The following is a 26,600-nucleotide window of genomic DNA, read 5'->3' on the forward strand; positions in this document are numbered from 1 at the left end:
TGCGTCCGTACGGGATTCCATACGGGATTCCACACGGGATTCCATACGGGATTCCGTTCGGTCGACCGAGGCTAACCCGCCCCTATCGGGCGCCCGGCACCACCTCTCCCGAGAGCGGCAGCCCCAGCCCCGCCACGGCCCGTGCGACCAGCCGGGCCATCTCGACCGCGCCCCGCTCCTGGAAGTGGGTGTTGTCCTGGACCCCGTTCGGGAAGTTCGCGTACTGCCCCGCGGCCAGCCACAGGAAGATCCCCTTGGACCCCTCGATCCCGACTCCGTCGAGGTAGACCCGGCTGGCAGCCGAGAGATCGACCAGCGGGGCGCCCTCCTCCCGCGCGACCGCCTTCGCGGCATCCACGTACGCAGGGAAGGAGACGTTGAACTTCCCCGTCGACGCGTTGTAGGAGCGCCGCGACACCGGCGTCACGACGACCGGGGTCGCGCCCCGCGCCCGGGTCGCCCGGATGTAGTCGTTGCGCAGGTACTCCTTGTAGTCGGCGGGAGACGTGTACCGCTCCGGATTGCTCACGGTGGCGTCGTTGTGCCCGAACTGCACGAACAGGTAGTCACCGGCCTTGATCACTTGATGGATCGCGGCCAGCCGCCCCTGCTCGATGAAGGACCGCGAACTCCGCCCGCCGATCGCATGGTTGGCGACGGTGATGTTCGAGGTCAGGAACGAGGGCAGCTTCTGCCCCCAGCCGGCCTGGGGGTAGTAGCGGGAGTTGTACGTCTGGGCGGTGGAGTCACTGGCGACGTACACGGTGCCGGTCGCAGCCGCGGCGGCAACAGCGGCACCGGGCACCCCCAGCACCCCGACCGCACCGCCCCCGACCGCACCCGCGGCAGCGACAAGGAACCGTCTACGACTGCTCACACCGACATCGCGACTCATCGGACCATCCCTGCACAGGAGTTGAGGAACTGTCAGAGAGAGGTGGCAGCCGGGAAGTGAAAGGTTGCCGGGGCCGTACCGGCAACCGGCGGGCCTACTGACGCGCGTCCGCCAGCCAAGTCCGCCAGACATGACGGCTGTTGGGCACCTCGGGACGGTCCAGAATCCACAGCACATACCCGGCGTGCAACTGGGCCCAGGGGTTCTCCGAACGCCGGGCCCCCTCCAGCCGTACCCGCAGCGGGTCCCCGTCGACGACCCGGGCGATGCGCACGTACTCACGGTCCTTGCAGCGATAGGCACGCCGTACGACGATCTCCACCAGGTCGATCAGCTTGGTCCGGGCCACCGGGTCCTGCCCGACGGCGTCGGTGGCCAGATCGCGGATGAGCCCCTCCTTGGTCCCCCACGCCTTGGCATGCCGGGTCCACTCCTCCGGATACCGGGCCTCCCACTCCAGGAAGAGCAGCGCGTAGGGCAGCCCGGGCCATTCGGCAAGATCCTCACCGGGCCCTCTGTCCCACATGCCGCTGGGCAACGAATGGCTCCGAGCCCACAGATACTCCTCGTTGGCCGACCGCAGCGCCGGATCCTCGTACGGATACATCACCCCCTGCCCCTGCAGCATCCGCAACGTCTCGTTGAACCGATGCTGAGCCTCCTCGGTCCTCCGGCGCGCGGAGGCCAAGTGGTCGAGCGCGGCGGCCCGTTCGGCCGGGTCGTTCGAGATCAGCCCGTACGCCCATGCCAGCCGCTTGTCCCACGCCCGGGCGTCGTCCATGTCCGCCCCGTGCCCTTTCCCATGCCCCATGGGACAGATCATCCCTGAGCGTGCCGCGCCCCGCTCCTCCGGGCACCGGTACCGGGAGCAGCGGGGCGCGAACAGGGGCCTCGGATCAGCCGGCGCAGAGCGTCACATCGACGGTGTCGCCCTTGGCGACGGTCTTCGGGCTGTGGGGGTCGACCTGGATGACCGTGCCCGGCTTGCCGTACTTGCCGCAGTCCACCTCGCCGACCTTGCCCAGCTTGGTCTGGGTCTTCGCGATCTGCCCCTTGGCGTCGTCCAAGCTCCGGCCGAGAAGATCGATGGGGATGGTGATGCCCGCGCCGTGGGCGAACAACAGGGTGGCGGCGTCCTTGGCGGGCGCTGCGGTGATGGCGGCCGCGGGAGCGGGTGTCGACGAGTCGGAACCGCCGGTGATGGAGGCGAGGGCGGTACCGCCGCCAGCCACGATGAGGGCGGCCGCGATACCGGCGATGGCCGTGGCCCGCTTGCGACGGGACCTGCGCGTGATGCCGGGCGCGTCGAAGGTGGGTGCGTCGGCGGAGTTCGCGAAGTTGTTCATGGCGTTCACCAGTTCCTCTTCGAAGGATGTGGGGTGTGCGCAGCCGAAGGGCCGCGAATCGTTCGAGGTCATCGGGTTCCCTCCTCGGGCTGCCGTGGTGAAGGGCCGGAGAGCGCGGGAAACTGGCTTCTGAGCTTTTCCATGCCGCGAGCGAGCTGCGACCGTACGGTGCTCTGCGAGATGCGCAGGTCGGCCGCGATCTCGGCGTCGGACAGATCGTGGAAGTACCGCAGCACCACGACCGTACGCATCCGCATCGGCAGACTCTGCAGAGCGCGGACCAACTGGTCCCTGCTGTCTATACGCCCGTACTCGTCACCCGGAGCAGCCATGTCGCCGGTGTCCTGGTGCGGAACCGTGCGACGGAACCTCCGCCAACGGTCGTTGGCCAGGTTCACCATGATCCGCCGGACGTACGCGTCCGGGGCATCCTTGGCGACGATCGTCCGCCACTTGCGGCAGACCCGCTCCAGGGTCTCCTGGACCAGATCCTCCGCCGTCTCGCGGTTCCCGGTCAGAACGAGGGCGCCGCGGAACAACGGAGCCGACCGGGCGGCGACGAACTGCTGAAAGTCCATCTCCGCCGACTCGGCCCCGGCCTCACCGCGACCGGCACTCAGCTTCCACTCGGTTGCCAGATCCACACGCTCCTCCCTTCCTGTCACCCCCTCGACGCGGAAGCCGTGTTTTCTGCTGCACGGCGGCGATGAGACCTGGGTCACAGGCTGGTCGGGAGGGGGGAGGGCCTTCTCGCGAGGACGTCGTGCATTCGCAGCCGAGCAGGCGCACTCTGGAATGAGGCGGAAACCGGTGGAAGCGGCTGGAAACAGCAGCTCCGGAGGTGATCGTGATGATGAAGACCGCTGTCGGATGGCACGTAGAGCTGGAATTCGACGAGGACGACAACCGCACCCGCGCAGCCGCCCTCGTACGACTCCCCGACGGAAGCGAGGTACGGGCCCACGGCTACGCGAGCCGCCACCCGTCCGACTCCAACCAGCCCAGGGTGGGCGAGGAAGTGGCCGGCGCCAGGGCCCTCAACGAACTGGCGATGAAACTCCTGACCAAGGCCCACGACGAAATAGACGAGGCCTCGGGCCGAACGTCACACCCGCTGACCTGACCTGACCTGACCGGCAGGACAAGGGGCAGGCCGACTCCCGCGCTTGCTCACTCCCGATATACGGGGGGCGGGGTGTTGATATACGTATGCCCGGTCGGCGCGGTCCAGACGGCGGCCCCGGTGTGAGCGTCGCGGGTGACTCTCCACCCCGGATGATGAGTCTTGAGCCGATGATGCCGCCGACACAGCGGCTGAAGATTCTCGGGAGTGGTAGGCCCACCCCGCTCCGGACGAGCATGGTCAAAAGGCCGCACATGATCGAGATCGCAACGCGAGGCAGGCATCCGGCAACTGGGAAACGCACAGTACTGATCCCGAGCAACCACATGCCGCGCAGTCTCTGCGGTCGGCTTGTAGGTAAGGGGATCGGTCTTCACGAGCAGCCCACTCGCAGGCTGAACAAGAAGCCGCCGCCATACGGTCCCGGCAGCGAAGGCAATCTCCCGAACCTGACCGGCGGTGACGGGCCCGTACCCCTTGAGTTCCCCCGGCCCATCATCAAGGCCCATAAGCACATCGAGCGGAACGGTGACGTGGACGACGGTGGTGATGGCCCTGCAGCCACTCCCACTCTCACGTGCTCCGGGGCCGAGCTGCTGGTGGACCACCAGGTCGTACAACGCATCGGCCCGCTTCTGATCCAACGTACGCCCGTCGTCCCCGTACCCAACGGCGTACGCCTCCACGACCTGCTGCATCACGGCGGCGCGCTGGGCGGGCAACACGGCCCCGAACAAGGCCATCCCATCCTCTTGCGGATAGGACAACAACTTCCGCTCCCGCACCCGCTCTTGATGCCGAGCTTCGGCCCCCTCGGGATCAACCCGATGAACCTGCCGCCGCACGGCGGCCCGAGTCTGCCCCGCGGCTTGCTGAGGCATCCGCTCGACGAGCGCCCTCTCGACCTCCCCAGCCACGTCCACGGCCAACACGGCACACTGCTCGGCCACGATCCTGGCCTGCTGATACGAGATCTCCCCGTCGGTGAGCAACCCCAAGGTGCCCGGATGCCGCCCAGCGAGAAGCCGAGCAGTCTCCAACCGCTGAGCAGCAGTGGAATTGGCCAACTTCAGAGCACAGGCCACTTCTTCAACAGCACAGTCCCACTCACCCAGAAAAACGGCATCCATATCCGCACCCACACCGGGCACATCGGCCTGCGCCGGCCCCTCGGTGTGATCGGAAATCAAGGCCAACAACTCAACTTGCTTGGCCTGCAACCACCCCAGATGCCGCTCCACAACGGCAAGCGCATCAACCCGCCCCCGAGGAGAAAGCCACTCACCCTTCAAATCATCAAGAGAGGCAGCAGTCTCAGCACTGGGAGCCTGCTCCCGCAAGAGGGCGGCCCAGGCATCCAAAGACTCCGCGCCCACTCCCGTGGAGACGGGCACTCCCCCCTGACCCACTTCGCTCACAGTCAACGCCTTCACCCCCTCCCGCCGGGCCCCGAGACGACACCAACTCACCGTCCCCACCAGGCGAGTTGACTCCTTCAATTCTCCCTCACTCAACGTGATAAGGCCAGGTCAGCCAAGTAATCGAAAGGGTGAAAGAAAGGACCCCAAGCAGGGAACCCCGGAGGCGCCCCGCACGTATAGAACCCCCCGCTACCCGAAAGCCGCTAAGCCACCCCGGCGTGCTGGCGAGACGCAACCGCGCCCGAAGCCTCCGGCCCACCCGCAAACCCACCCGCGCGCACCCCTACCCGGGGACCCCACTTTTCCGAGCCGCCCGCTCGCTTCTCACCCGTGCTTCCGTGGGCCGAGTCAAGGGTGAAGCGCAGCGAAATCGCCGCAGGCGACGGCCGAAGGCCGCCCTTTACACGGCCCACGGAAGCACGACACTGAAAAAGAAGCGGGCGGCCCCATGGCACCTTCGAAGTCCGGGCTCACCAACGCCCCCATCCCACCCAGGCATTGGCTCGACCAAGCCATCAAGACACTGCCAACCCACGCATTTGTGTATGTCGACAGGTCACGGCTCCGAGTCTGCGCGAGCCGGCGGTACCACATCACGCCGGGCGGACTCCCTCGCCAGATTCTGCCGAGCATGTTCGTGGAAGCTGTCTAGAGCTCCCCCGGACCATCGCTATCCAAGGCCCGTATGAAGGCCCGCCAAGCGTGAAGGCGAATCGTGAGCACGGGGCCACGAGCGTTCTTGGAGTCGCGCACGAGGGCTCCGTCGACGGCGTGGGCGCACTCGACACACTCGCCGCCCGCGCCGTTGCTGTAAGAGGACTTGAACCACGAGGAGGGGTCCTGGGGAGCGGGCCGCGCAATGCTCATCTTGCGTATTCCTTAAGAACGGACTTGATCAGCTCGGCGGAGCGCTGAGGACTCAGGGCAGCTGCCCTCAAGCCGTCGAACGCCCTCGTGTACTCACGCACATGATGCTCCCCTTCCAGGTAGACGGCATCGGTGATGCCGTCCCGATATACGATGTCCGGGTCCTCCTGGTCGGGGAAGCCAAGCATGGTGAACGATCCCGTGGCCGGGTAGGTGCCTGAGTCGAACGGGAGCACCTGCAGGGTGACGCTCGGCAACTCCGCCGACTCCAAGACGCGTTCGAGTTGCTCTCTCATCAACGCCCGCTCCCCGATGACATTGCGGAGGGAGCCTTCGTTCACGACGAACCAGGCATCCGGGGCCTCGGGCCGCGTCAGCATGACTTGGCGCTCCATACGTACACGCACCGCCCGATCGATGTCCTGGGCGGGCAGATGCGCTCCAGTCTTGTGAAGTTGGCCGGCATACGCCGGGGTCTGCATGAGCCCCGGGAGCAGCTCGCACTGATACTGGCGGAACGTGGAGGCCTCCTGCTCCAGGCCGATGTAGATGGAGAACCACTGGGGAACCCCCGATCCGTGCTCCTGCCACCAGCCGCGCGTCTTGGCCTGCCTCGCAAGCGACTTCAGGAACTCCCGCAGGTCGTCGCCGGTCTCGTAGAAGCGGCACAGCGCATCGATGTCGGACGGCTGGACCCTGCCGCTTCCCGTCTCCATCCGGTTGACCTTGGAGCCGCTCCAGTCCAGTGCCGCACCGACTTGGGCGCAGGTGAGGGCGTTCGCCTCGCGCAGCTTCTTCAGCTCGATCGAGAGACGACGACGGCGTGCCGTCGGTGAACCTGCCATTCCCAACACCCTTCTCGGTAACCGGCGTTCAGTCTCGTGCCAAGGGGCAGGCTTGCCAATCACTCGGAAGTGGGAATCCCGCCGTGCACATTGCACGGCGGGATGTGTGAACGTCATCCTGGCAAGCAACGCCACTCACTGTGAGCGTTCGTGACACTCCGCCGAGCACCTGGTGCCGGAGGCGACGGCGAGCGACGAGAGGGGACCCGGTGATTCAGGAAGCGTGCATGTACCGGAAGCCATGGGACTTGGCCTTCACGGCCGAACCCGAGGAGGTGGCGGCCCTGCGCCGCATCATGAGGCTGCACCTGGGAGTCTGGGGCTTGCAGGAAGTCATCGACGAAGCCCAACTTTGCGTCAGCGAGCTCGTGTCCAACGTGATCACGCACGTTGGTCTCGGCACTCCGACCACCCTCGTGGTGTCTATGAACGGCACTCATCTGCGTATCGAGGTCCACGACCCCGACTCACGAGCTCTTCCAACGCTCCTCAGCTCGGACCTCGATGCCGAGTCGGGGCGGGGCATGGCGCTCATCGACGCCACCGCCGATCGCTGGGGCGTCCAGCTCCTGGCTGACCGCAAGGTGACATGGTGCGAGCTCTCTACCAGCCTGACCACACCTAACGGGCACGGCGGAGGCCCCCGTGTGGCAAGAGCCGAGGGAATGCTCGATCTGTATCGGGCAGCAAGGTCGCCGCGAAGAGCAGTCTCAAGTTCGCTGAGCATGGCCACGGCAGAGGAAGTGGCGATCCATGCCATCGCCGACCTCCTGCACTGGCTTCGAGCGCATGGCCGTGATGCGGATGAAGCGCTCGACCGAGCCCAGACGCACTTCGAGGCTGAAGTCGGCCTCGCGGGCGAATCGATGTGAGAGTTACCCCGCAACGATCGCCGAGTACGTCCAGACGTCCGCTGGGATCTCGTGCCGCAGCTTCCATGTGATTGCCATCGGCTTGCTTCCCGTGTGGCCGTCATACTCGGCTGGGCCGAGTAGCATCCACGGCTGCGCTCCGCCGATATCGGTGTTCTTGTAGCGGCGTACGAAGAGCAGGACATGACTGCCCTTAGCGGCGTGATGCTGGTAGCGGAGGCCGGTCGGGGAGGCGTTCGAGGTCTGGTTCTGGGACTCCCAATGGAATGAGGTCTCGCTTAGTGCGTAGTCGTGATAGCGGGTTTGTGGAGAGAAATCCTTCTCGTCCTTCTCTAGCGTGATGAGGAGAGCGTCGGTCTGGTGCGACTCGCACCACTTCACGCCCTCACGGAAGTCGCCCGGCATGAAGCCGCCGATGTAGGACTGACCAAGGGCGGGAAGGATCTCCTCGCGGCTGTACGAGGCGTGGACGGTTAGCGGGACGCCGCTCTGCCCGCCAATCCCTAGCAGCGGGATGGGGATGTGCTCGGTGTGAGCGAGGTTGTACGCCAGCACCTGGCGCAGCTCGCTGCGGACGGCGTCTTGTTTGCGCAGAGTCGCAAACCCGGCGTCGTAGTGTGCGAAGCCCTTGCGGGTGATGCCGCCGAGAGGCCACAGCTGAAAGAAGAGCATGCGGGCGTAGGCCTGCCCCTGCTCGTCGAGTTCGCTGTAGAGGGGGGCGTCGTCTTCCAACATCCGTGTGTACGCCGCCACTCGGAGCGGGTCGTCTACGTGGAGGAAGGCGGAGATTCGCTTGAGTAGCGCTGCTTCACCTTCCGGCGCTACCCCCTTCAATAGGCCAGATCGGCGCAGCAGCCCAGTCCATGAGTTGCCGTTGCCTCGGAAGAGTTCTTTGAGTTCGCGCCCGCTTTCGTGGAGATAGCGGCTCAGCTTCGGCTCGGCATAGTCGGCGACCTCGCGCGCCAGAGCAGTAACGTTGACGCCAATCTGTTCCTTGATGTTGGCGATGATGTTCTTCTTCGCCTTCTCCTCAAGGAGGATCTGGCAGCCGGACGGAAGCTGCGGGAAGTCATGCTCGATGTTGTCCAGGAGTCGCTTGCGGGTAAGGTTCGTGAGCGCTCGGAATTGATTCTCAAAGCGGAATTCCTTGCGATGCTGCCCGATGAAGTCCAGCACAGTCAGTACCGCTTTGTCCTCGGTACGACGAAGGCCTCGGCCGAGCTGCTGGAGGAACACCGTTGCGCTTGAGGTGGGGCGGAGCATGAGCAGTGTGTCTACATCAGGGATGTCGAGGCCCTCGTTGAAGAGATCGACGGAGAAGATCACCTGTAGGGCACCGGACTTGAGGTCGGTCAGCGCCTGCTTGCGCTGCTCAGCTGGACTCTCGCCGGACAAGGCAATGGCGTTGAGGCCGGCGGCGCGGAAGTACTTCGCCATGAAGTGCGCGTGTTCGACTGATACGCAGAAGCCCAGTGCCCGCATGACACCCGGCTCCACGACCTTTTCTTCAACGGCCTTCACGACCAGCCGTGCCCGCGCGTCGTTGCCGGTCAATACATTGCTCAGAGCACTTGCGTCGTACGCTCCGCGACCCCACTTCACCGTGCTCAGATCGGTGTTGTCGCTGATGCCGAAGTAGTGGAAGGGGCTGAGCAGGTCGTTCTCCAAGGCTTCCCAAAGCCGCATCTCGGCAGCGATCCGCCCATCGAAGAACTCGTCTTGGATGTTCTTTCCATCCATGCGCTCGGGCGTCGCCGTCAGACCAAGCAACTCCAGTGGCTGGAAGTGATCGAGGATCTTTCGGTACGTCGGCGACGTCCCGTGGTGGAACTCGTCGATCACGATCACGTCAAAGTGATCAGAGGCAAGCCGGTCGAGAGCGCGTGAGTTCAGCGATTGCACGCTGGCGAAGACATGCGTCCAGCGCTCTGGGATTTCCCCGCTGTGGAGTGACTCGCCGAAATTTGGATCTACCAAGACGTCTTGGTAGGTCCGCAAGGACTGCTGCAAGATCTCCTTGCGGTGCGCGACGAATAGCAGCCGCAGGTCACGCCCCTGCTTCTTACGCAGCTGCTTGTAATCGAGTGCCGCCATCACAGTCTTGCCGGTGCCAGTAGCCGCCACCAGTAGATTTCGGTGTCGGTCCTGCACCTCCCGCTCTACTTCTAGCCGTTCCAACATGTCGCGCTGGTGTGCGTAGGGTCGCACTTCAAGACCGGACAATGTGATCCCGCGGTCCGCGGCTGGCTTTGAAGAGGTGCCTCCCGCGATCGCCAAGGCTTCCTGTAGGCGAGTTCCGTCAGCTTCGGGGTCGTATGTCTCGAAGGATGGGTCACTCCAGTACGCCTCGAAGGTTGCCTCGAATTTTCGGAGCACATCGGGCGTGGCGATGGAAGACAGCCGAACATTCCACTCCAGGCCATCGAGCAGGGCTGCCTTGGAGAGGTTGGAGCTGCCGACGTACGCGGTGTCGTAGCCGCTCTTGCGACGGAATAGCCACGCCTTGGCGTGAAGCCGTGTCGACCGCGTCTCGTAGTTGACCTTGACCTCGGCGTTGAAATCTTGCACCAAGCGATCCAGTGCGCGACGCTCGGTTGCTCCGATGTACGTCGTCGTGATGACGCGTATGGGTACGACCCGCTCATGGGCTGCTTTGAGGGACTGCTCGATGATGCGAAGCCCGTGCCACTTCACGAAGGCGCAGAGGAGGTCAACCCGGTCGGTGGTGGCGAGCTCGGCGCGCAGCTCGAAGCCGAGACTGGGGTCCTCTGGCGAGTTGGTGATCAGCGCTGTGTCTGAGAGCGGGATAGCAGGGCGGACGGCGAAGACACCCGGCGCTTCCTGTCGCGTTAGCGCTAGGAGTTGGCGGGGTCCGTCGGCGACCAAGTCGACCCATTCCTTCGCCCCCTCAAGAGTGCCGATGGACTCCAGGATGTGGTTCGCCGCGTGCACCCGCTCTTCGGCTGGGAGGTTGTTCAGTACGCGTCGCACAGCTCCGGCGACGTGTCTTGCCAGCACGTGGGGAACCGATTCGGTTCCCACAGCCTCGTGGACCGGGTGCCATCCCAGGGTGGCCAGTTCCTTCAACCTCTGCTCGCACCGCAGCGTGATGAGCTCCTCGTACACACCCGCGACGGGCTGCGACAGGTCTCCCGGCTCAGACACGCTGATCCCCCTTGAACGCTCAGACAGCTGCGCCCATGTGTAACAGAGACCACTGACGCCGGGTGAGGAGGGCTGATCCGGAACCTCCGTGCGCCACAACCAGTCAACTCTTGATAAAGGTTTGACATCGGTGATCGATTTCGCTCCAGTGGAGCCGTGGAAATCGAACGAGTCATCGGTCATGTCGAGGGTGCCGCGGTGGGGGATGTCTTCCATCGGAGGATGGATGTGCTGCGGGCCAAGCTGCACCGAGCCAACCAGAAGGGCATCTCTTGGCTCGCCGACAAGGACGGCAGCGAAGTCGGCGACGCCATCGTGCTGCATGGTGGGTACGAAGACGACGAGGATCACTGGACGTGGGTGCGATACACAGGTGCCTCGCCGGATAAAGAAAAGGATGCGGCAACCGGGAAGCTTCTGCGTAGCCAATCATGGCAGTATCAGGACAACGCTGCCCTGAAGCGCAGCTATGAGCGCAAATATCCCATCCGTGTCATCCGTGGCTTTGAAGGAGATCCGCGATACTCGTTGCCCGATGACTACCGGTATGACGGCCTGTACGAGATCACAGAGATCCGTACGGCGATTTCGAAGTCGCCTGCACCAGACGGCTCGGAGATCCAAATCTGTCAGTTCGACTTGAAGCGTCTCCCCGACCCTCTCCAGGAACCTACCTCCGTAGAGCGCCATATCGTTGAGATGCTAGAGGAGATCGACGAGCAGCAAGAGGAAAAGTTCCCCGAAGTCCGGACTTCGAAGGTGCAGCGTCTTGTGCGAGATGCCGCGGCAGCCAGGCGCGTCAAGAAGCTCTATGCGGGAGAGTGCCAGCTGTGTGGTCTCCGCATGGAGGGACCAGATGGCAAACCCTACAGTGAGGGTGCTCACATAAAGCCCATAGGTACGCCGCACAACGGCCCTGACGTTGAGCCGAATATCCTGTGCCTTTGCCCCAACTGTCATGTTCGGCTTGATATCGGGGCGGTCGTCGTGGCCGATGACTGGTCGATCATCGTGCGCGCGGGGATGTTCGGCGCAGATGTATTGCCGAAGCTCACGATGAAGGGCTGGCACAAAGTGCACCCGGACTACGTTCGCTATCACCGTGAGCAGTGGGAGAAGCAAGCTGGCCCCAGCCAGGAACAGTAGGGCTGGGGCTCATCGTGGTGGGCTACTCCGTCCCGTGGCACTCCCCATACCCCCGCCCCGCCCCACACCAACAAGACGCCCCCCGCTCCGGCGGCCAAGCCTCAGCCCTCCCCCTCGCCGCCAACGTCGTCGCATACTGCGGCAACAACGACGCATCACCAGGCGAAGCCCCCTCGGAGGCAGCGAACGCCTCGTACGAAGGAACCGTCCCCGTCACGATCCCCAAGTTCGGCGTGCCGGAGGCCGCAAGTTCCCTCAGCGACCCCTCTATCGTCGCGAGGTGCTCCTCATGCGACGGGTACTCCTCCACCAAGGACGGGTACGCCGTGAGCAGTTCCGAAAGCTCCGAGGCGGGCCAGTGCAGTACCGCCACCGGGAACGGGCGGGACAGCGCCTCCCGGTATGTGCCCAGTTCGGCTCGGAGGCGGGAGATCTCCGCCTCCAGTTCCGCCGGGTTGTCCGAGCCCAGGGACCAGACGCGCTTCGGGTCGTGGAGTTCGTCCAGCGACACCGGAGACGAATGAAGCGTGTCCGCGAGGGAGTCCCAGTTGTCGTGGGGCAGGCCCAGCATGCGGCGTACGCGGTGGCGGCCGAAGAGGACCGGGTGGGTCGCGTAGGGGGGTTCGGGGACGTCCGTCAGGAGGTGGGTCGCCGCCTCCGTGAACGTCTGCTGTGCGGCTTCGAGCTCGTCGTGGGACTCCAGGGACTCGGCCACGATCACCCAGGGGGCCGGGTCGCGGGGTGACGCCGCGCGGACGCCCTCGATGATCGCCTTCGCCTCCGCCTCGTGGCCGTACTCCCAGAGGTTGGCCGCCTTGAGGGCCCGTACCAGGAACGGGTTCTCCAGGGGGGTCTCGCTGGAGAGGAGACGGTCGTAGAAGGCGGTGGCTCGCGGGCGGTCGTCGGCCAGTTCGAGGTGGGCCGCAGCCTGCAGCAGCAGGTGCTCGGCGTCCTCGGGGTAGAGGCCGGCGGTCCGCTCCAGGCGTGCTGCTTCGGCGTTGTGGTCGACGTACTCGGCAGACGTGTCGGGGCGCATGGTGGACACCGTACTGCCGACCGCCCGGCGGAGGAGAGGTATGGGCAGGCCAGGGGTGAGATCGGGGGTGGGGCGTGAGGAGTCGTGGGTGGTCGTGGGCGGTGGGGAGGAGCGGGGCGGTCATGGGGATGGTGAGTTGGGGCTTCAGCCTTTATCTTGCGGCAGCCACATCAGGCTGAGGCTCTTGCGGGGAGGAGGCAGGCGTCCGCATGCGAGTCCCCGTCGTCCATCAGCAGGCCCGGCGGCGGCGTGCCCGCTACGCCCGCCTCCTCTGGAACGGCGCCGAGATCCTCGTAACCCTCGGTGTCGTCCTCATGCTGCTCGTCGTCCACCAGCTGTGGTGGACCAATCGGCAGGCCCGGGAGGGCGCCGAGAGGAAGGTCCAGGCTCTGGAGCGCGAGTGGGAGGGGGACTGGGGTGCCAGGGACGGGGAGGGCCCGGCCGCGGTCGGCGGGTCCGGCTCGGACGGTGACTCCGGCTCTCCCCATGACGGTTCCGGCTCCGGCTCCCGGCGCGCGCCGGACTCCGCCTCCGCCGCCGACGCCGCCACCAACCCCCGCCCCCGCTGGACCCAGGCCTACGCCATCCTCACCATCCCCCGCCTCGACCTCCGCGTTCCGGTCGCGGAGGGCATCAGTAAGGGGAATGTGCTCAACAAGGGGTACGCCGGCCACTACCCGGGGACCGCGCAGCCCGGGCGGGCCGGGAACTTCGCGCTCGCCGGGCATCGGAACACGCATGGGGAGCCGTTCCGGTACATCAACCGGCTCCGGCGGGGGGACCGGATCGAGGTCGAGACCCCGGCCGCCGTTTACACGTACGTCGTCGACAGGACGCTGGCGCAGACCTCGGCGGGAGACGGCGGAGTGATCCGGGAGATCCCTCGCAGCACGGTCAGACCCTCGTACGGCTACACCGACCCCGGTTACTACCTCACGCTCACCACGTGCACTCCGGAGTACACGTCCAAGTACCGCCTGGTGGTCTGGGGGAAGCTCGGCTCCATGCGGCCCCGCTGAGTCACCCCGCCAAGCAGCCCGGGCCTCCGCCGGATCAAGCCTTCTTCACCCGGTCGTAGCGGCCGAGGAAGGCCGGGGTGCCGTTCCGGACCCGGTGGAGGAAGAGGCTGTTGACCCAGCGGAACTCGTCGGTCGTCGGGTCGAACTCGATGGTCTTGGTGAGGCCCTTGTGGGTGGTCTCGCGGAGCCTGCGGACCATGGCGCCCCGATCGGGCTCGGCACTGCCCAGCTCGCGCATGCCCTGGGCGACGAAGAGCAGTGCGTCGTATGCCTCCACCGCGAAGCGCCCGACCGTGTCTACGCCGAAGCGCTTCCTGTACGTCTTCACGAAGCGTGCCGCGGCCGGCAGCTCGGCCGGGTCGACGTAGGTCGTCACCATCACCCAGCCTTCGGCTGCCCGGCCCGCCTCCTTGAGGAACGCGGTCTGCAGGACGGGTTCCGGTGCCATGCGCGTGCCCCGGAACCCGGCCTGTTCCAGCGCGCGGGCGCAGCGGGCGGCCCGGTGCGGTGAGGAGCCGGCGTACACGACGGCCTGCGCGTCGGAGGCGAGCACGGCGGCGGCGACCGTGTCGAAGTCCTCGCTGTCCGCGGGGACGGCATGGGTCGTGGTCGTGCCTTTGGAAGGCGGGTACGCGGTCAGGGTCCTGACGATCTGCCAACTGGTCCGGCTCGCCGCCCTGTCGTCCACGAGGGCGGTCCTGCGGCTGTTCGCGACGTGGGTGAGGTAATGGATGAAGGGTGTCGACAGGGTGTTCTCGTCGGGCCTGAGCTGGAAGTACGCGCGGGTGGTCGTCTGGGAGTACACATCGTCACCGGAGGAGACGGTCACGATGGGCAGCAGGCCCTTCTCGTAGCGGGATACGGCGGTCTCGGCCGAGGCACTGCCGGTCGGGCCGATGACGGCGTACACGTCGTGGTCCGCGACGAACTTTCCGGCCACCTCCTCGGCCCGCTTCGCCTCGCCCGCGTCGTCGAGGACCTTCAGGGCCAGGTCGAAGGTGCGGTCGTCGCGGGAGCGGGAGTTGAAGTCCGCCACGGCAATCCGGGCGCCCCGCTCCTGTGCCCTGCCGATCGCCTTGTCCGGGCCCGACAGGTCCGCGTGCAGGCCGATGACGTACCGGGGCAGGGGTGCGGAGCTCGTCGCGCCGTGGCCGCCGGACGCGGGCCTGGAGGCGGCCCAGGCCGCGAGGCCGCCGCCGGTCAGGACCACAGCGGCCGCCGAGCCCAGCGTCAGCAGGCGGCGCCGGGAGAGGCCGGGCGGCTCCGGCGGCTGCACGAGTGTGGCCGGCCCGGGGTCGGGCAGGGCCAGGACGGCGGACGAGCGTTCCGCGATCAGCCGGGGCAGCGAGGGCGGCAGCCAGTCGTCCGCCCGTTTGCCCTCCCCTTCGCTCGCCCGTTCGCCCGCCAAGTCGCCCTCCCGGTCGTCCTCACCGGCCAGGGCGTCCCGTACCTCCTGCGCGGTGGGTCTGGCTCCTGGGTCCTTGGCGAGGCAGTCGGTCAGCAGCGGGACCAGGGTCCACGGCACGGCGTCCAGGTCCGGTTCCTCGTGGACCGTACGGAAGATGACGGCGGCCGCGGTGCCGGTGCCGAACGGGCGGCGGCCGGTCGCCGCGTACGCCAGGACGCAGCCCAGCGAGAAGACGTCGCTCGGCGGGCCGATGTCACCGCCCCGCGCTCGCGCCTGCTCGGGTGAGAGGTAGCCGGGCGAGCCGATCACCACGTCGCTCGCGGTGAGCGCGGTGGCACCGGTGGAACGCGCGATGCCGAAGTCGATCAGCCGGGGGCCGTCCAGGGCGAGCAGGATGTTGCCCGGCTTGACGTCCCGGTGCACCAGGCCCGCGGCGTGCACCTCGGTGAGCGCCTCGGCCAGCCGGGCTCCCAGGACGCGGACCGTACGCTCCGGCAGCGGCCCGTGCAGCGTGACCGCCTCGGCCAGCGACGGGCCCGGTACGAACGCGGTCGCCAGCCAGGGCTCGCGGGCCGCCGGCTCCGCCGCGGTCACCGGTGTCACCCACTGTCCGGTGAGCCCGCTCGCCGCCTCGGCCTCGCGCCGGAACCGCGCCCGGAAGTCGTGGTCGGCCGCGTACTCGGCGCGGATCACCTTCAGCGCGACCAGCGCCCCGCCCGTCGAACGGGCCAGGTAGACCACGCCCATGCCGCCGGCGCCGAGCCGGCCGAGCAGCCGGTAGCCGCCGACGAAGGGCGGGTCGCCTGGCTTGAGCGCGCGCACTCCCGAGCGCACTCCCGTCCGGCCCTGAGCGGGCCCCTCCGACTGTGCCCCGCTCACCGCTACACCTTGGAGGCGGCTTCGCCGACATAGCGGAACCGGCCGCCCTCGACCCGGTGCAGGGATACGCCCCAGCCGGCGAACTGGCCGTCCGTCGGCTTGAAGGAGAACTCCTTGGTGATGCCCTTGTAGCGGCTCTTGCGCAGCAGGCCCACCAGTTCCTTGCGCGTCGGCGGCCGTCCGCGCCTCGTGGCCTTCAGTACCTCCTGGAGGACGAGGTTGACGGTGTCGTACGCCTCGGCGGCGTAGTAGCCGGGCGCGGCGTCGTAGCGCTTGCGGAAGGCGGCGGTGAAGGCCTTCGCGGCCGGTACGGCGGAAGGGTCGACGAAGGAGGAGGTGATCAGCCAGCCTTCGGCCGCGTCCCCGGCCCGCTCCAGGAACTCCGGGTCGAGTACGGCCTGCGGCGCGAGCCGCGGCCCGTCGAAGCCGGACGTCGCCAGCGCGCGGGCCACCCGGGCCGCGCCCGGCGCGTAGCCGGAGTACACGAAGGAGTCGATCCCGGCCCGCAGCATGTCGGTGACGACGGGCCCGACGTCCTCGGTGTCCGCCGGGATCACCCGGGGGTAGGGCGGGAGGCCCTGGCTGCGCAGCATGAAGGTGGTGCTCTGGGCGGAATCCCAGGAATACGTCTGCGCGGTGCGGTCCTGGAGCAGCCCGGGCAGCCGCGCCCCCTTCTGCCCCGCGAGACGGACGGCGAGTGCCATGGAGACGACCGGGTCGGAGGCGCGGCACTGCAGGAAGGACCGGTATTCCTGCGAGGTCAGGAGCAACCCTCCGACCGAGACGGACAGCAGCGGCAGCAGGGCCTCGTCGTACGTGGCGAGGACCGCGTGGGCCGTTTCGTCGTTGGGCGGGCCGAGTACGGCGAGCACGTCCTCGTCCTGGATCAGCTTCCTGGCCGCGGCCGGTGCGCGATCGGCGCTGCCGCCGTCGTCAGAGGTCTTCAGCGTGAGCTCGAAGGGCTTGTCCTTGCGGGAGTTGAACTGCTCGACCGCCAGCCGCGCGCCCCGCTCCTGCGCCTGTCCCGCCGTGCGACGGGTCCCGCTGAGATCCGCCTGTACGCCGATGGCCCAGCGGCGGGCCCGCGGCGTCGACGCGCCCGGGTCGTCCTCGCCGCGCAGGGCGGCCCAGGCCGCGGTTCCGCCCGCCGCCATGAGCACCGCCGCGCCGGAGGCCAGGAGCAGCCGCCGTCGGCCGGGTGACGCCGGCGCTGTGTCCTCCGGTGGTCCGGCAGGTGCTTCGGCAGGTGCTTCGGCGGCGGTCGGCTCGATGTCCGGAAGCGCCAGCATCTCGGACGAGCGTTCCGCGATTCCCCGTACGACGTCCTCGGGCAGCCAGTCGATCTGCCCGCCCTCGGGGACCGCGTCCTCGACCAGCAGCACCGTGCCGAACTGCTCGGCCGTCGGACGGTCCGCCGGGTCCTTCGCCAGGCACAGGTGCAGCAGCGTCAGCAGCTCGACGCCTTCCGTCTCCTCCTCGGCCTCGATGCCGGACAGGTCGGGCTCGTCGTGGACCGTGCGGTAGAGCAGGGCGTCGGCCGTGCCGGTGCCGAACGGTGGACGGCCGCTCGCCGCGTATGCCAGCAGACAGCCCAGCGAGAAGATGTCGCTCGCCGGGCCCACCGCCGCGCCGCGTGCCTCGGCCTGCTCGGGGGAGAGGAAGCCGGGTGTGCCGACGATCATGTCGGCGGAGGTGATCGCGGTCTCGTCCGTCGCGCGGGCGATACCGAAGTCGATCAGGCGCGGGCCGTCCACGGCGAGCAGGACGTTGGCGGGTTTGACGTCGCGGTGGACCAGCCCGGCCGCGTGGACCTCGCGGAGCGCGGCGGCGAGCATCCTGGCCAGGACGCGCACGCTGCGGGTGGGCAGCGGCCCGTGGCGGGCGACCGCCTCCTCCAGCGAGGGACCGGGCACGAAGGCGGTGGCCAGCCAGGGCTCGTCCGTGTCCGGGTCCGCGCCGGTGACCGGCACCGCCCAGGGGCTGGTCACCCGGCGGGCCGTCTCGACCTCACGGCGGAACCGGGCGCGGAAGTCCGGCTCGTCCGCGTACTCGGCCTGGATGACCTTGACGGCGGCCAGGGTCCCGGCCTCCGTACGGCCGAGGTAGACCACACCCATGCCGCCCGTGCCGAGGCGGGCCAGGAGCCGGTGTCCGCCGATCGACGCGGGGTCGGTGGGGAGCAGCGGTTCGCTCATCGGGACGCCCCCAGCTCGTCTTCGACACGACTCACCATGGCGCCGGCCCCTTGCAGGAGGGCGGTGTTGACCTCGTCCGCGGACCGGCCCTTGGAGCCCTTGCCGAAGGCGGCGATGGTGACCTGGCCCCATCGGCTCTGCGTCGAGTAGTAGTGGTGGGGGCCGCCGAGGTCGTCGCTGTAGTACTTGCCGCCTTCGGTGAGCATGTCCTCGGCGGTCAGGTTGCCCAGCAGGCCGAAGCCCGCGCCCAGGGAACCCAGCTCGGTGATCCGTTCACCCTGGCGGAGCTGCTGGTCGGGGCAGCGCAGCGCCTCCTCCAGAGTTCCGGCCATCTCCCAGTCGGCGTCCTTCACGGTCCGGTGCACGGTGACGACGGCGGCGACGCGGAGGGGGCCCTTGCCGTCCTCCGCGGGAAGTTCGCTGTAGCGGGTGAGGGTGGCGAGCACCGTCGCGGGCAGCGGCTTGAGCTGCCAGACGCAGTCCGCGCCGAGCACGGGCCGGAGACCGGGGTCACTCTCGTACGGGGTGCGCCTGACGTAGCCGGGGCCCCATTTGGCGGGCGTCGCGGCGATTGCGCGGGACAGGCGTAAGGCCTCTGCGCGGGTCTTGGGTACGCGGCCGGGATCGGGGGTGAATCCCAGGCCCGCGGTACTGGCGCTGGGGGTGGGGGTGGGACTGAGGGTCGCGCCGGAGCGTGTGTCGCCGCTCGCGGTCGGGATCTTGGGGCCGGTGGATCCCGACCCGGTGGGCTTGGCGGCCCCGTCGCCACTGCCCCCCGAACAGCCGGCCAACAACAGACCCGCGGACAAGACGCCGACACACAGCCGCACACGTCTTCGGTACACCAGCGACACCCCCAACTCCCCACACGTGTACGCGTGTTCCCCCGCAGGGAGAGTAGCGACTATGCCCCTGGGGTACTACGGCTCCGGCGGAGTCCGCTGCTCCTTGTCCGCCGCTCCTTCCGAGCCGATCCTGTATAACGGCAGGAGGCCACAGAGCCAGAAGGACCGGGAAGACCAGAAGGGAAGGAGAGCAGCCGATGACACGGACCTGGGCGCAGCTGAAGCCCACCGTCCTGCTGTTCGTCCTCCTTCTGCAGGTGGCGCTCCTCGACACCGGCAGCCTCGCCGGAGCCGTCGCCGTCACGTTCGCGGCGACCGCCGCGGCCGGGTCCGCGCTCGCCGCCTGTTCCCTCATCGCCTCACGGCTCGCGCCCGCCGTACCTCGTACACGGGTCCGTACGGCGATGCGCGACCGTGAGAAGCGCACGGCTTTCCTGCCGCAGCGCGACCCCGACGCCCGGGGGCGCAGGCGTCCCCGAGCACCCGGCCGTTCCCTCCTGACGGCCGCGTAGGGGACCACCGACCACTCTTGGGAACGCTCTCGGAGCGTCCGCAGGAGATTTCCGGAGACCCTCAGCAGACCCCCGCGCGGGTCGTCATGCCGACGTACGTCACGTCTCATCTCCTCGGCACGACGAGACCCACGGAGGGCTCCTCCATGTCCGGCTTCTCTTCCCTCTTCTCTTCCTTCATGTCCGCGTTCGCGAGCCTCGTCGAGGGGCTCGCCGAGCTGCTCGAACCGCTCTTCCAGGCCTCCTCGGCGGCCGCCGCGATCGTCCTGTTCACCGCGCTCGTACGACTCCTCGTGCATCCCCTGTCCCGGGCCTCGGCGCGCGGGCAGCGGGCCCGGGCCGCCCTGCAGCCGCAGATCGCCGCGCTGCGCAAGAAGCACGGCAAGAACCCCGAGAAGCTGCAGAAGGCGGTGCTGGAGCTGCACGCCAAGGAGAAGGTGTCGCCGCTCTCCGGCTGCCTGCCCAGCCTCTTCCAGCTGCCGGCCTTCTTCCTCCTCTACCACCTGTTCTCCAACTCGCGGATCGGCGGCGAGGCCAACTCCCTGCTCGCCCACCAGCTCTTCGCCGCACCGCTCGGCGACAGGTGGGCGGACGCCCTCGGCGACGGCGGGGCCCTCGGGGCGCCCGGGCTGGTGTACCTGGCCCTGTTCGTGATCGTCGCGGCCGTCGCCACCTTCAACTACCGGCGTACGAAGCGGATGATGGCCGCCAGTGCGTCGGTGGCCCCGGTGACCGGCGGCGGCCGAGGCGAGCAGCAGGTGCCCGGGCTCGGCGCGATCACCAAGGTCATGCCGCTGATGTCCTTCCTCACGCTGTTCACCGTGGCGGTGGTGCCGCTGGCCGCCGCGCTGTACGTGGTGACCAGTACGACGTGGAGCGCGGTCGAGCGGGCCGTGCTGTACCGGGACATGCCGGGGGCCGCGCCGGCCGCCGCGGTACTCGGCTGACGCGCAGGAGGTCTGCCGGGCGGGCGGTTACGGTCCAGTCCGTGAACCGGGTATTGCGGACTGGACGCGGACCTTGGACGATCGACCAGTCCTCCGATGGCTGCACCCGTCGGACGGGCCGCCCGCGATCAAGGGAGATTGTGATCATGAAGCTGCTGCGAGTCGGTACGACAGGGGCCGAGCGGCCCGCGCTCCTCGATGCCGAGGGAGTCCTGCGGGACCTGTCGGGCGTCGTGCCGGACATCGACGGGGCGCTGCTCGCCGACGAAGCGGCGCTCCGCCGGATCCGTACCGCCGCCGAGGCCGGGGAACTGCCCGTGCTCGACGCGGACGGGCTGCGGGTCGGCCCGCCGGTCGCCCGGATCGGCAAGGTCGTCTGCATCGGCCTCAACTACCACGACCACGCCAAGGAGACCGGCGCCGAGCCGCCCGCCGAGCCGGTGATCTTCTTCAAGGCGGCGGACACGGTCGTCGGGCCGTACGACACCGTGCTGGTGCCGCGCGGCTCGGTGAAGACCGACTGGGAGGTCGAGCTGGCGGTCGTCATCGGGCGTACGGCCCGGTATCTCGGCTCGCACGAGGAGGCGCTCGCGCATGTCGCCGGGTACGCGGTGGCGCACGACGTGTCCGAGCGGGAGTTCCAGATCGAGCGGGGCGGGACCTGGGACAAGGGGAAGAACTGCGAGACGTTCAATCCGCTCGGGCCGTGGCTCGTGACGGCGGACGAGGTTTCCGATCCGCAGGGGCTGGGGCTGAAGTTGTGGGTCAACGGGGAGCTGCGGCAGGACGGCAGTACGTCCGACCAGATCTTCCCCGTTGCCGAAGTCGTGCGGTATGTGAGTCAGTTCATGACTCTCTATCCCGGGGATGTCATCAACACCGGGACGCCGGCGGGGGTTGCTCTGGGGATGCCCGAGCCCAAGCCGTTCTTGCGGGCGGGGGATGTTGTGGAGTTGGAGATCGAGGGGCTGGGGCGGCAGCGGCAGGAATTCAAGCCGGCGTAGCGCTCCGCTGGGTGGGGCGGGGGACTGCGGTGCGTTCCCCGCGCCCCAAAAAAGAGCTAAAAGATTGCGCAGTTCCCCGCGCCCCTGAAAGCCAAAAGATTGCGCAGTTCCCCGCGCCCCTAAAAAGTCCGCCCGTGCCTCAAAGCGTTGCCGAGAAGCGGTCCAGCGCCTCTACCACCATTGCGTGGTCCTCCAGTTGGGGGAGGCCCGAGACCACCACCGTGCCGACTACGCCTGCGCCCTCGACGGTGATCGGGAAGGCTCCGCCGTGGGCCGCGTACACGTCGGGGTCCAGGCGGGAGGTGTCCTCGAAGGTGGTGTTCTTGGCTCGGAAGCGGGTGCCGATGAGGAGGGACGAGGCGGCGTAGCGGTCGACGACCCGGCGTTTGCGGTCGATCCAGGCGTCGTTGTCGGGGGTGGAGCCGGGGAGTGCGGCGTGGAAGAGCTGCTGGCCTCCCCGGCGGATGTCGATCGCGACGGGGGCGCTGCGCTCGCGGGCCAGTTCGACCAGGAGCGTGCCGAGGGCCCATGCGTCGTCGTACGTGAAGTGAGGGAGCGTCAGGCGGCGCTCCTGCTCCTCCAGTTCGGCGACGGTCGGTGCGGTGGGGGTGCTCATAGGGTCACCGTCACGTTCTCGCGGGCCGAGCGGCGCGCGCCTTCCAGGACCTCCAGGGTGGCGGCGGCCTCCAGCGCGGTGACCGGGTTCTCGCCGGTGCCGCTCAGAGCGGCGGCGACGGCCGCGTAGTAGGCGGGGTAGGCGCCCGGAACGGTCGGGACCGGGGCGCCGCCGCCGGTCGCCGGGGACTCGCCGGAGCCGACGCGGCCCCACAGCTCCTCGGGCTCGACGCCCCACTCCTTCTCCTTGCCCACGACCGGGCGCTCGCCGTCGCGCAGGGCGGCCTCCTGGGGGTCGAGGCCGTGCTTCACGTAACCGGCCTTCGAGCCCAGCGTGCGGAAGCGCGGGCCGAGTTGGGCAGTCGTCGCGGAGACGTAGAGGTGGGAGCGGACGCCGTTCGTGTGTGTGATCGCGATGAACGTGTCGTCGTCGGCCTCCGCACCCGCGCGGCGTACGTCCGACTCCGCGTACACCGCGGCCGCCGGGCCGAAGAGGACCAGCGCCTGGTCGACCACGTGGCTGCCGAGGTCGAACAGTAGACCTCCGACCTCTGCCGGGTCGCCGGACTCGCGCCAGCCGCCCTTGAGTTCGGGGCGCCAGCGCTCGAAGCGGGACTCGAAGCGGTAGACGTCACCGAGGGCGCCCTCGGTGATCAGCTTCTGGAGGGTCAGGAAGTCGTTGTCCCAGCGGCGGTTCTGGAACACGGAGAGCAGCAGTCCGCGCTCGTCGGCGAGGGCGGCGAGCTCGCGGGCGTCCGCCGCCGTGCCCGCGATCGGCTTGTCGACGACGACCGGCAGGCCCGCCTTGAGGGCGGCCGTGGCGATCGGGACGTGCGTCTTGTTCGGGGACGCGATGACGATCAGGTCCAGCTCGTGGGCGCGCGGCCACAGTTCGTCGGGGGCCGCCGCGATCCGTACGTCCGGGAACTCGTCCCTCGCCTGCTGCTGCCGGTCCGCGTTCGACGTGACCACCGTGTCGAGGGTGAGGCCCTCGGTCGCGGCGATCAGCGGGGCGTGGAAGACGGAGCCCGCGAGGCCGTAGCCGACGAGGCCTACGCGGAAGGGGCCCTCGCGGACGGGGCCTTCGCCGAGGGAGGTGCCTGTGCCTGTACCAGTCATGCCCTCCACTTAAGCAACGCTGTTGCCAAAGTGCAAGCGCGGGGGACAATGGGGCTGTGGAGCACGCAGTAAAGGCGCACGCAGTACGGACGCACGCAGCGCAGGCGCACGTAATACAGGCGCACGCGGTACAGGGAGGATCTGAGTGGCTGGGATCGGGGCTGGTTCCGGAGCGGCCCGGGTGGGCGGCGGGGTGAACCTGCTCGCGCTGCGCAGCCACAACGCCGCCCTGCTGCTCGATCTGCTGCGACGGGCCGGGCGTACGGGGATGAGCCGCCTCGAACTCGCCGAGCGTACGGGGCTGACGCCTCAGGCCGTCAGCAAGATCACCGCCCGCCTCCGGGAGGACGGGCTGGTGACCGAGGCCGGGCGGCAGGCCTCCACTGGCGGCAAGCCGCGCACGGTGCTGCGGCTGGTGCCGGAGGCCGGACATGCGGTGGGGCTGCATCTCGACCGGGACGAGCTGCGGGTCGTGCTCGTCGATCTCACGGGGGCGGTCGTGGGGGAGCGGTGTGCCCCGCTGGATCTGGGGGCCGGGGCGGACGCCGTGCTGGACGTGGTCGTGGCGGAGTTCGGTGAGGTGGTGGCGGGGCTGGGGCCGGGGGGTGTGTCCGGTGTTGGTGCCGGGTCCACCGTTCTCGGGGTCGGTGTCGCCATGCCAGGGCCCCTCGATCACACGCACGGCGTGCTGCACCGGGTGACCGGGTTTCCCGAGTGGGACGGGTTCCCGCTGCGCGATGCGCTGGCGCGGCGGCTCGGCGTGCCGGTCGTCCTGGACAAGGACACGAACGCCGCGGCGCTCCGGCTCGCGGTCGGGGGTGAGGCCGGGGCCTTCGCCTATCTGCATCTCGGTACGGGACTGGGGGCCGGGCTCGTCCTCGGCGGGGCCGTGCATCGCGGATCCCGTACCGGGGCGGGGGAGTTCGGGCACCAGGTCATCCAGCTGGACGGGCCGCCCTGCTCCTGCGGCAACCGCGGGTGCATTGAGGCGTTGTGCCTCGCGGCGGTGGCCCGGGGGGACGTGGACGAGGCGGCACGTGTCCTCGGCGAAGGGGCCGCGAACCTTGTGGGGCTCCTGGACATCGACCTTGTGCTGCTGGGCGGGCGCACGGTCGCCGCGGACTCGATGCGGTTCGTGCGGGGGGTCGGGGAGGTGCTCGACGCTCGGGCCCGGCGGGAGGGGGTGGGCAGTCCTGTGCCCGTACGGGTTGCCTCCGGCGGGGTGCGGGGGGTGGCCGAGGGGGCGGCTCAGTTGCTGTTGGTGCCGTTGTTCGGGCGGGCCGTGGGGTGAGCTGTCGGGTGCGGGTTCGTTGTGGCTTGTCGCGCCCACGCGGTGGAGCCGCAGAACGTCACAGCCCCGCGCCCCTGAAAGCGAGAAGATTGCGCAGTTCCCCGCGCCCCTAGGAGGCTCGGCTCTGCCCCGGTCGGGCGCAATCCCCTCCCCGAACGGCCCCCGCCCCAGCGTGCCGGAGCCGGCCGGCGGTCGTGTCGTGGCAGGCTCCCGTGTCCATGCGACTGAGCAAGCCCGTGTGTCTCGCTGTCAGTGCTGCAGCCGCCCTCGTTCCCGTGCCGGCCGATGCCGCGGCAGGGGTGGACCAACGGCCGGGGCGGCCCACCTGTGCCGAGCCAGGGGGCGGGGAGTTTCCCGTGCGTACGCGGATTCATGGTGGGCCCGCCGAGTACGACGCCGGGGGCGGGTTCCGGACCTGGTACATCGATCTCACCAACACCACCGACGCGACCTGCGGGAACATCCACCCGGTAGTCGTCCTCGTGGACGGGAAGCGGGCGCTGCGGCCGGAGCAGCCGCGGCTCGAGTTCTACGACGGGGAGCGGCCCCGTCCCGTCGGCTTCGAGCGGACCGAGCAGGACGAGAACATCGGGGTCCTCGGCTCCCCCACGAGTGCGGCCGACGGATCCGACGCCGAAGAGGCGCCGTTCCCCGGATTCACCGTGGCGCCCGGCGCGACCCTCTCCGTCAAGGTGCGGCTCGCCGTCACCTCCGACGCCGAGGCCAACGACGTCGTCGCGCACGCCGCAGTCGTCCAGCGGCAGGGCGACGACGGCGACGACGGCGACTGGGTCGGACAGTCGAACGACTACCGCTTCCGCATCCTCGGCGAGGGCGAGGGCGAGGGGGAGCGCAAAGGGGATGAGACGGGCGAGGTCGGCGGCAAGGACGATGCCGGGATCACGGGCGACCGGGACCGTGCCGACGCCTCCGGGCGCGTACCGGACGGAATTCCCTTCGCGGAGGAGCTGGCCCGGACGGGGCTGCACTCGACCCGTGGGGTCCTCGCCGCGACGGCCGGCGCGCTCCTGCTCCTCGGCGCGGGACTCGGCGCGCTGCTCGCGGCCCGCCGCAGACGCTGAGGGCGCCGCGGGATTCTCTGCCCGGGCCGCTGCCGCCCCCCCTTCACCAGGATGCGGGCCACCAAGATCGGGCGGATGGCTAGTCTGGAGGCGCCGGCACACAGCTGTGACGGCGTCCCCCACACCCGCGGCAGACCCGCACGGCTCACGCAGCACGCGTACGGCAGGAGACGGCACATGGCAGAGCGCAAGCCCATCGAATCGTGGCTCACGGACATGGACGGGGTGCTCATCCACGAGGGTGTGCCGATTCCCGGCGCCGACGCCTTCATAAAGAAGCTCAGGGAGTCCGGGAAGCCCTTCCTGGTGCTCACCAACAACTCCATCTACACGGCCCGCGACCTGCACGCCCGGCTGCGGCGGATGGGCCTGGACGTCCCCGTCGAGAACATCTGGACGTCCGCCCTGGCCACCGCCCAGTTCCTGGACGACCAGCGCCCCGACGGCTCCGCGTACGTCATCGGTGAGGCGGGTCTGACCACCGCGCTGCACGACATCGGGTACGTGCTGACCGACCACGACCCCGACTACGTGGTCCTCGGCGAGACCCGTACGTACTCCTTCGAGGCCATGACCAAGGCCGTGCGGCTGATCAACGACGGCGCCCGGTTCATCGCCACGAACCCCGACGAGACCGGCCCGTCCGCCGAGGGCGCGCTGCCCGCCACCGGAGCCGTGGCCGCGCTGATCACCAAGGCGACCGGCAAGAAGCCGTACTTCGCGGGCAAGCCGAACCCGCTGATGATGCGTACGGGACTCAACACCATCGGGGCGCACTCCGAGACCAGCGCCATGATCGGCGACCGCATGGACACGGACGTCCTGGCCGGCCTGGAGGCGGGCATGGAGACCTTCCTCGTCCTCACCGGTCTCACCACGGCCGCGGAGATCGAGAAATACCCCTACCGCCCGTCCACGATCGTCGACTCCATCGCGGACCTCGTCGACCGCGTCTGAGCCACCGGTAC

At 68.7% G+C, this 26,600-nt stretch carries 24 protein-coding genes; 10 read left to right on the forward strand and 14 right to left on the reverse strand.

Annotated elements, in window-relative coordinates; all coding sequences use genetic code 11:
* Positions 1 to 82 precede the first annotated feature (82 nt).
* The 4 genes from ACZ5VQ_RS28480 to ACZ5VQ_RS28495 all read right to left on the reverse strand — a co-directional run bounded on the left by ACZ5VQ_RS28480 (position 83) and on the right by ACZ5VQ_RS28495 (position 2,885).
* A complete protein-coding gene (locus tag ACZ5VQ_RS28480; RefSeq protein WP_469107359.1) occupies positions 83 to 895 on the reverse strand; it encodes a rhamnogalacturonan acetylesterase in 813 nt (270 codons plus the stop codon).
* 94 nt (positions 896 to 989) lie between these two features.
* A complete protein-coding gene (locus tag ACZ5VQ_RS28485; RefSeq protein WP_469107360.1) occupies positions 990 to 1,706 on the reverse strand; it encodes a hypothetical protein in 717 nt (238 codons plus the stop codon).
* Between the two features lie 85 nt (positions 1,707 to 1,791).
* On the reverse strand, positions 1,792 to 2,313 hold the full coding sequence (locus ACZ5VQ_RS28490; protein ID WP_469107361.1) for a PASTA domain-containing protein: 522 nt from the start codon (positions 2,311 to 2,313) through the stop codon (positions 1,792 to 1,794).
* Positions 2,310 to 2,885, reverse strand: a complete 576-nt coding sequence (locus ACZ5VQ_RS28495) for a SigE family RNA polymerase sigma factor (RefSeq protein WP_469107362.1) — start codon at positions 2,883 to 2,885, stop codon at positions 2,310 to 2,312. The genes ACZ5VQ_RS28490 and ACZ5VQ_RS28495 overlap by 4 nt, the downstream gene beginning before the upstream one ends.
* 206 nt (positions 2,886 to 3,091) lie before the next feature.
* Here ACZ5VQ_RS28495 and ACZ5VQ_RS28500 point away from each other — a divergent pair, with 206 nt between their 5' ends.
* Entirely contained in the window at positions 3,092 to 3,364 is a 273-nt protein-coding gene (locus ACZ5VQ_RS28500) for a DUF1876 domain-containing protein (protein ID WP_469107363.1), read from the forward strand.
* Positions 3,365 to 3,411: 47 nt separating this feature from the next.
* Here the strand turns inward: ACZ5VQ_RS28500 and ACZ5VQ_RS28505 are convergent, their stop codons facing one another.
* The 3 genes from ACZ5VQ_RS28505 to ACZ5VQ_RS28515 all read right to left on the reverse strand — a co-directional run bounded on the left by ACZ5VQ_RS28505 (position 3,412) and on the right by ACZ5VQ_RS28515 (position 6,497).
* The gene (locus tag ACZ5VQ_RS28505; protein WP_469107364.1) at positions 3,412 to 4,782 is read right to left on the reverse strand and encodes an HNH endonuclease signature motif containing protein; all 1,371 of its coding nucleotides are present in this window, start codon (positions 4,780 to 4,782) and stop codon (positions 3,412 to 3,414) included.
* Between the two features lie 651 nt (positions 4,783 to 5,433).
* The gene (locus tag ACZ5VQ_RS28510; RefSeq protein ID WP_469107365.1) at positions 5,434 to 5,652 is read right to left on the reverse strand and encodes a DUF397 domain-containing protein; all 219 of its coding nucleotides are present in this window, start codon (positions 5,650 to 5,652) and stop codon (positions 5,434 to 5,436) included.
* Entirely contained in the window at positions 5,649 to 6,497 is an 849-nt protein-coding gene (locus tag ACZ5VQ_RS28515; protein ID WP_469107366.1) for a helix-turn-helix domain-containing protein, read from the reverse strand. The genes ACZ5VQ_RS28510 and ACZ5VQ_RS28515 overlap by 4 nt, the downstream gene beginning before the upstream one ends.
* A gap of 227 nt (positions 6,498 to 6,724) precedes the next feature.
* Here ACZ5VQ_RS28515 and ACZ5VQ_RS28520 point away from each other — a divergent pair, with 227 nt between their 5' ends.
* Positions 6,725 to 7,369, forward strand: a complete 645-nt coding sequence (locus tag ACZ5VQ_RS28520; protein WP_469107491.1) for an ATP-binding protein — start codon at positions 6,725 to 6,727, stop codon at positions 7,367 to 7,369.
* A 3-nt stretch (positions 7,370 to 7,372) separates the two neighbouring features.
* On the opposite strand, the gene ACZ5VQ_RS28525 is transcribed toward ACZ5VQ_RS28520, so the two are convergent.
* Positions 7,373 to 10,534, reverse strand: a complete 3,162-nt coding sequence (locus tag ACZ5VQ_RS28525; protein WP_469107492.1) for a DEAD/DEAH box helicase — start codon at positions 10,532 to 10,534, stop codon at positions 7,373 to 7,375.
* A gap of 156 nt (positions 10,535 to 10,690) precedes the next feature.
* On the opposite strand from ACZ5VQ_RS28525, the gene ACZ5VQ_RS28530 reads away from it, so the two are divergent.
* A complete protein-coding gene (locus ACZ5VQ_RS28530) occupies positions 10,691 to 11,680 on the forward strand; it encodes a YDG/SRA domain-containing protein (protein ID WP_469107367.1) in 990 nt (329 codons plus the stop codon).
* Between the two features lie 22 nt (positions 11,681 to 11,702).
* On the opposite strand, the gene ACZ5VQ_RS28535 is transcribed toward ACZ5VQ_RS28530, so the two are convergent.
* On the reverse strand, positions 11,703 to 12,716 hold the full coding sequence (locus ACZ5VQ_RS28535; RefSeq protein WP_469107368.1) for an SEC-C domain-containing protein: 1,014 nt from the start codon (positions 12,714 to 12,716) through the stop codon (positions 11,703 to 11,705).
* 209 nt (positions 12,717 to 12,925) lie between these two features.
* Here ACZ5VQ_RS28535 and ACZ5VQ_RS28540 point away from each other — a divergent pair, with 209 nt between their 5' ends.
* Positions 12,926 to 13,735, forward strand: coding sequence for a class E sortase (locus tag ACZ5VQ_RS28540; protein ID WP_469107369.1), 810 nt, complete (start codon positions 12,926 to 12,928; stop codon positions 13,733 to 13,735).
* A gap of 34 nt (positions 13,736 to 13,769) precedes the next feature.
* On the opposite strand, the gene ACZ5VQ_RS28545 is transcribed toward ACZ5VQ_RS28540, so the two are convergent.
* From ACZ5VQ_RS28545 to ACZ5VQ_RS28555, 3 genes are read right to left on the reverse strand one after another with little or no spacing between them, the layout of a single operon-like run.
* A complete protein-coding gene (locus tag ACZ5VQ_RS28545; RefSeq protein ID WP_469107493.1) occupies positions 13,770 to 15,965 on the reverse strand; it encodes a bifunctional serine/threonine-protein kinase/ABC transporter substrate-binding protein in 2,196 nt (731 codons plus the stop codon).
* Between the two features lie 59 nt (positions 15,966 to 16,024).
* Positions 16,025 to 18,217 carry an ABC transporter substrate-binding protein gene (locus ACZ5VQ_RS28550; RefSeq protein ID WP_469107370.1) on the reverse strand — a complete coding sequence of 731 codons (2,193 nt, stop codon included), beginning with the start codon at positions 18,215 to 18,217 and terminating at the stop codon, positions 16,025 to 16,027.
* Positions 18,214 to 19,062, reverse strand: a complete 849-nt coding sequence (locus ACZ5VQ_RS28555) for a hypothetical protein (RefSeq protein ID WP_469107371.1) — start codon at positions 19,060 to 19,062, stop codon at positions 18,214 to 18,216. Before ACZ5VQ_RS28555 ends, ACZ5VQ_RS28550 begins: the two co-directional genes overlap by 4 nt.
* Positions 19,063 to 19,259: 197 nt before the next feature.
* On the opposite strand from ACZ5VQ_RS28555, the gene ACZ5VQ_RS28560 reads away from it, so the two are divergent.
* From ACZ5VQ_RS28560 to ACZ5VQ_RS28570, 3 genes are all read left to right on the forward strand, one after another.
* A complete protein-coding gene (locus ACZ5VQ_RS28560) occupies positions 19,260 to 19,574 on the forward strand; it encodes a DUF6412 domain-containing protein (protein ID WP_469107372.1) in 315 nt (104 codons plus the stop codon).
* A gap of 179 nt (positions 19,575 to 19,753) precedes the next feature.
* The gene (locus ACZ5VQ_RS28565) at positions 19,754 to 20,521 is read left to right on the forward strand and encodes a YidC/Oxa1 family membrane protein insertase (RefSeq protein ID WP_469107494.1); all 768 of its coding nucleotides are present in this window, start codon (positions 19,754 to 19,756) and stop codon (positions 20,519 to 20,521) included.
* A gap of 146 nt (positions 20,522 to 20,667) precedes the next feature.
* On the forward strand, positions 20,668 to 21,525 hold the full coding sequence (locus tag ACZ5VQ_RS28570; RefSeq protein ID WP_469107373.1) for a fumarylacetoacetate hydrolase family protein: 858 nt from the start codon (positions 20,668 to 20,670) through the stop codon (positions 21,523 to 21,525).
* A 139-nt stretch (positions 21,526 to 21,664) separates the two neighbouring features.
* On the opposite strand, the gene ACZ5VQ_RS28575 is transcribed toward ACZ5VQ_RS28570, so the two are convergent.
* Together ACZ5VQ_RS28575 and ACZ5VQ_RS28580 are read right to left on the reverse strand one after the other, a co-directional pair.
* Positions 21,665 to 22,141: a heme-degrading domain-containing protein gene (locus ACZ5VQ_RS28575; RefSeq protein WP_469107374.1), complete on the reverse strand. Its 477-nt coding sequence runs from the start codon at positions 22,139 to 22,141 to the stop codon at positions 21,665 to 21,667.
* The gene (locus ACZ5VQ_RS28580) at positions 22,138 to 23,259 is read right to left on the reverse strand and encodes a Gfo/Idh/MocA family protein (RefSeq protein WP_469107375.1); all 1,122 of its coding nucleotides are present in this window, start codon (positions 23,257 to 23,259) and stop codon (positions 22,138 to 22,140) included. Before ACZ5VQ_RS28580 ends, ACZ5VQ_RS28575 begins: the two co-directional genes overlap by 4 nt.
* Before the next feature lie 145 nt (positions 23,260 to 23,404).
* On the opposite strand from ACZ5VQ_RS28580, the gene ACZ5VQ_RS28585 reads away from it, so the two are divergent.
* The 3 genes from ACZ5VQ_RS28585 (at position 23,405) to ACZ5VQ_RS28595 (ending at position 26,589) form a co-directional block, all read left to right on the forward strand.
* Entirely contained in the window at positions 23,405 to 24,550 is a 1,146-nt protein-coding gene (locus ACZ5VQ_RS28585; protein ID WP_469107376.1) for an ROK family transcriptional regulator, read from the forward strand.
* A gap of 356 nt (positions 24,551 to 24,906) precedes the next feature.
* Positions 24,907 to 25,632, forward strand: coding sequence for a hypothetical protein (locus ACZ5VQ_RS28590; RefSeq protein WP_469107377.1), 726 nt, complete (start codon positions 24,907 to 24,909; stop codon positions 25,630 to 25,632).
* A 177-nt stretch (positions 25,633 to 25,809) separates the two neighbouring features.
* Positions 25,810 to 26,589, forward strand: coding sequence for an HAD-IIA family hydrolase (locus ACZ5VQ_RS28595; RefSeq protein WP_469107378.1), 780 nt, complete (start codon positions 25,810 to 25,812; stop codon positions 26,587 to 26,589).
* Positions 26,590 to 26,600 lie beyond the last annotated feature (11 nt).

The organism is Streptomyces sp. NPDC033178, from assembly GCF_055577685.1.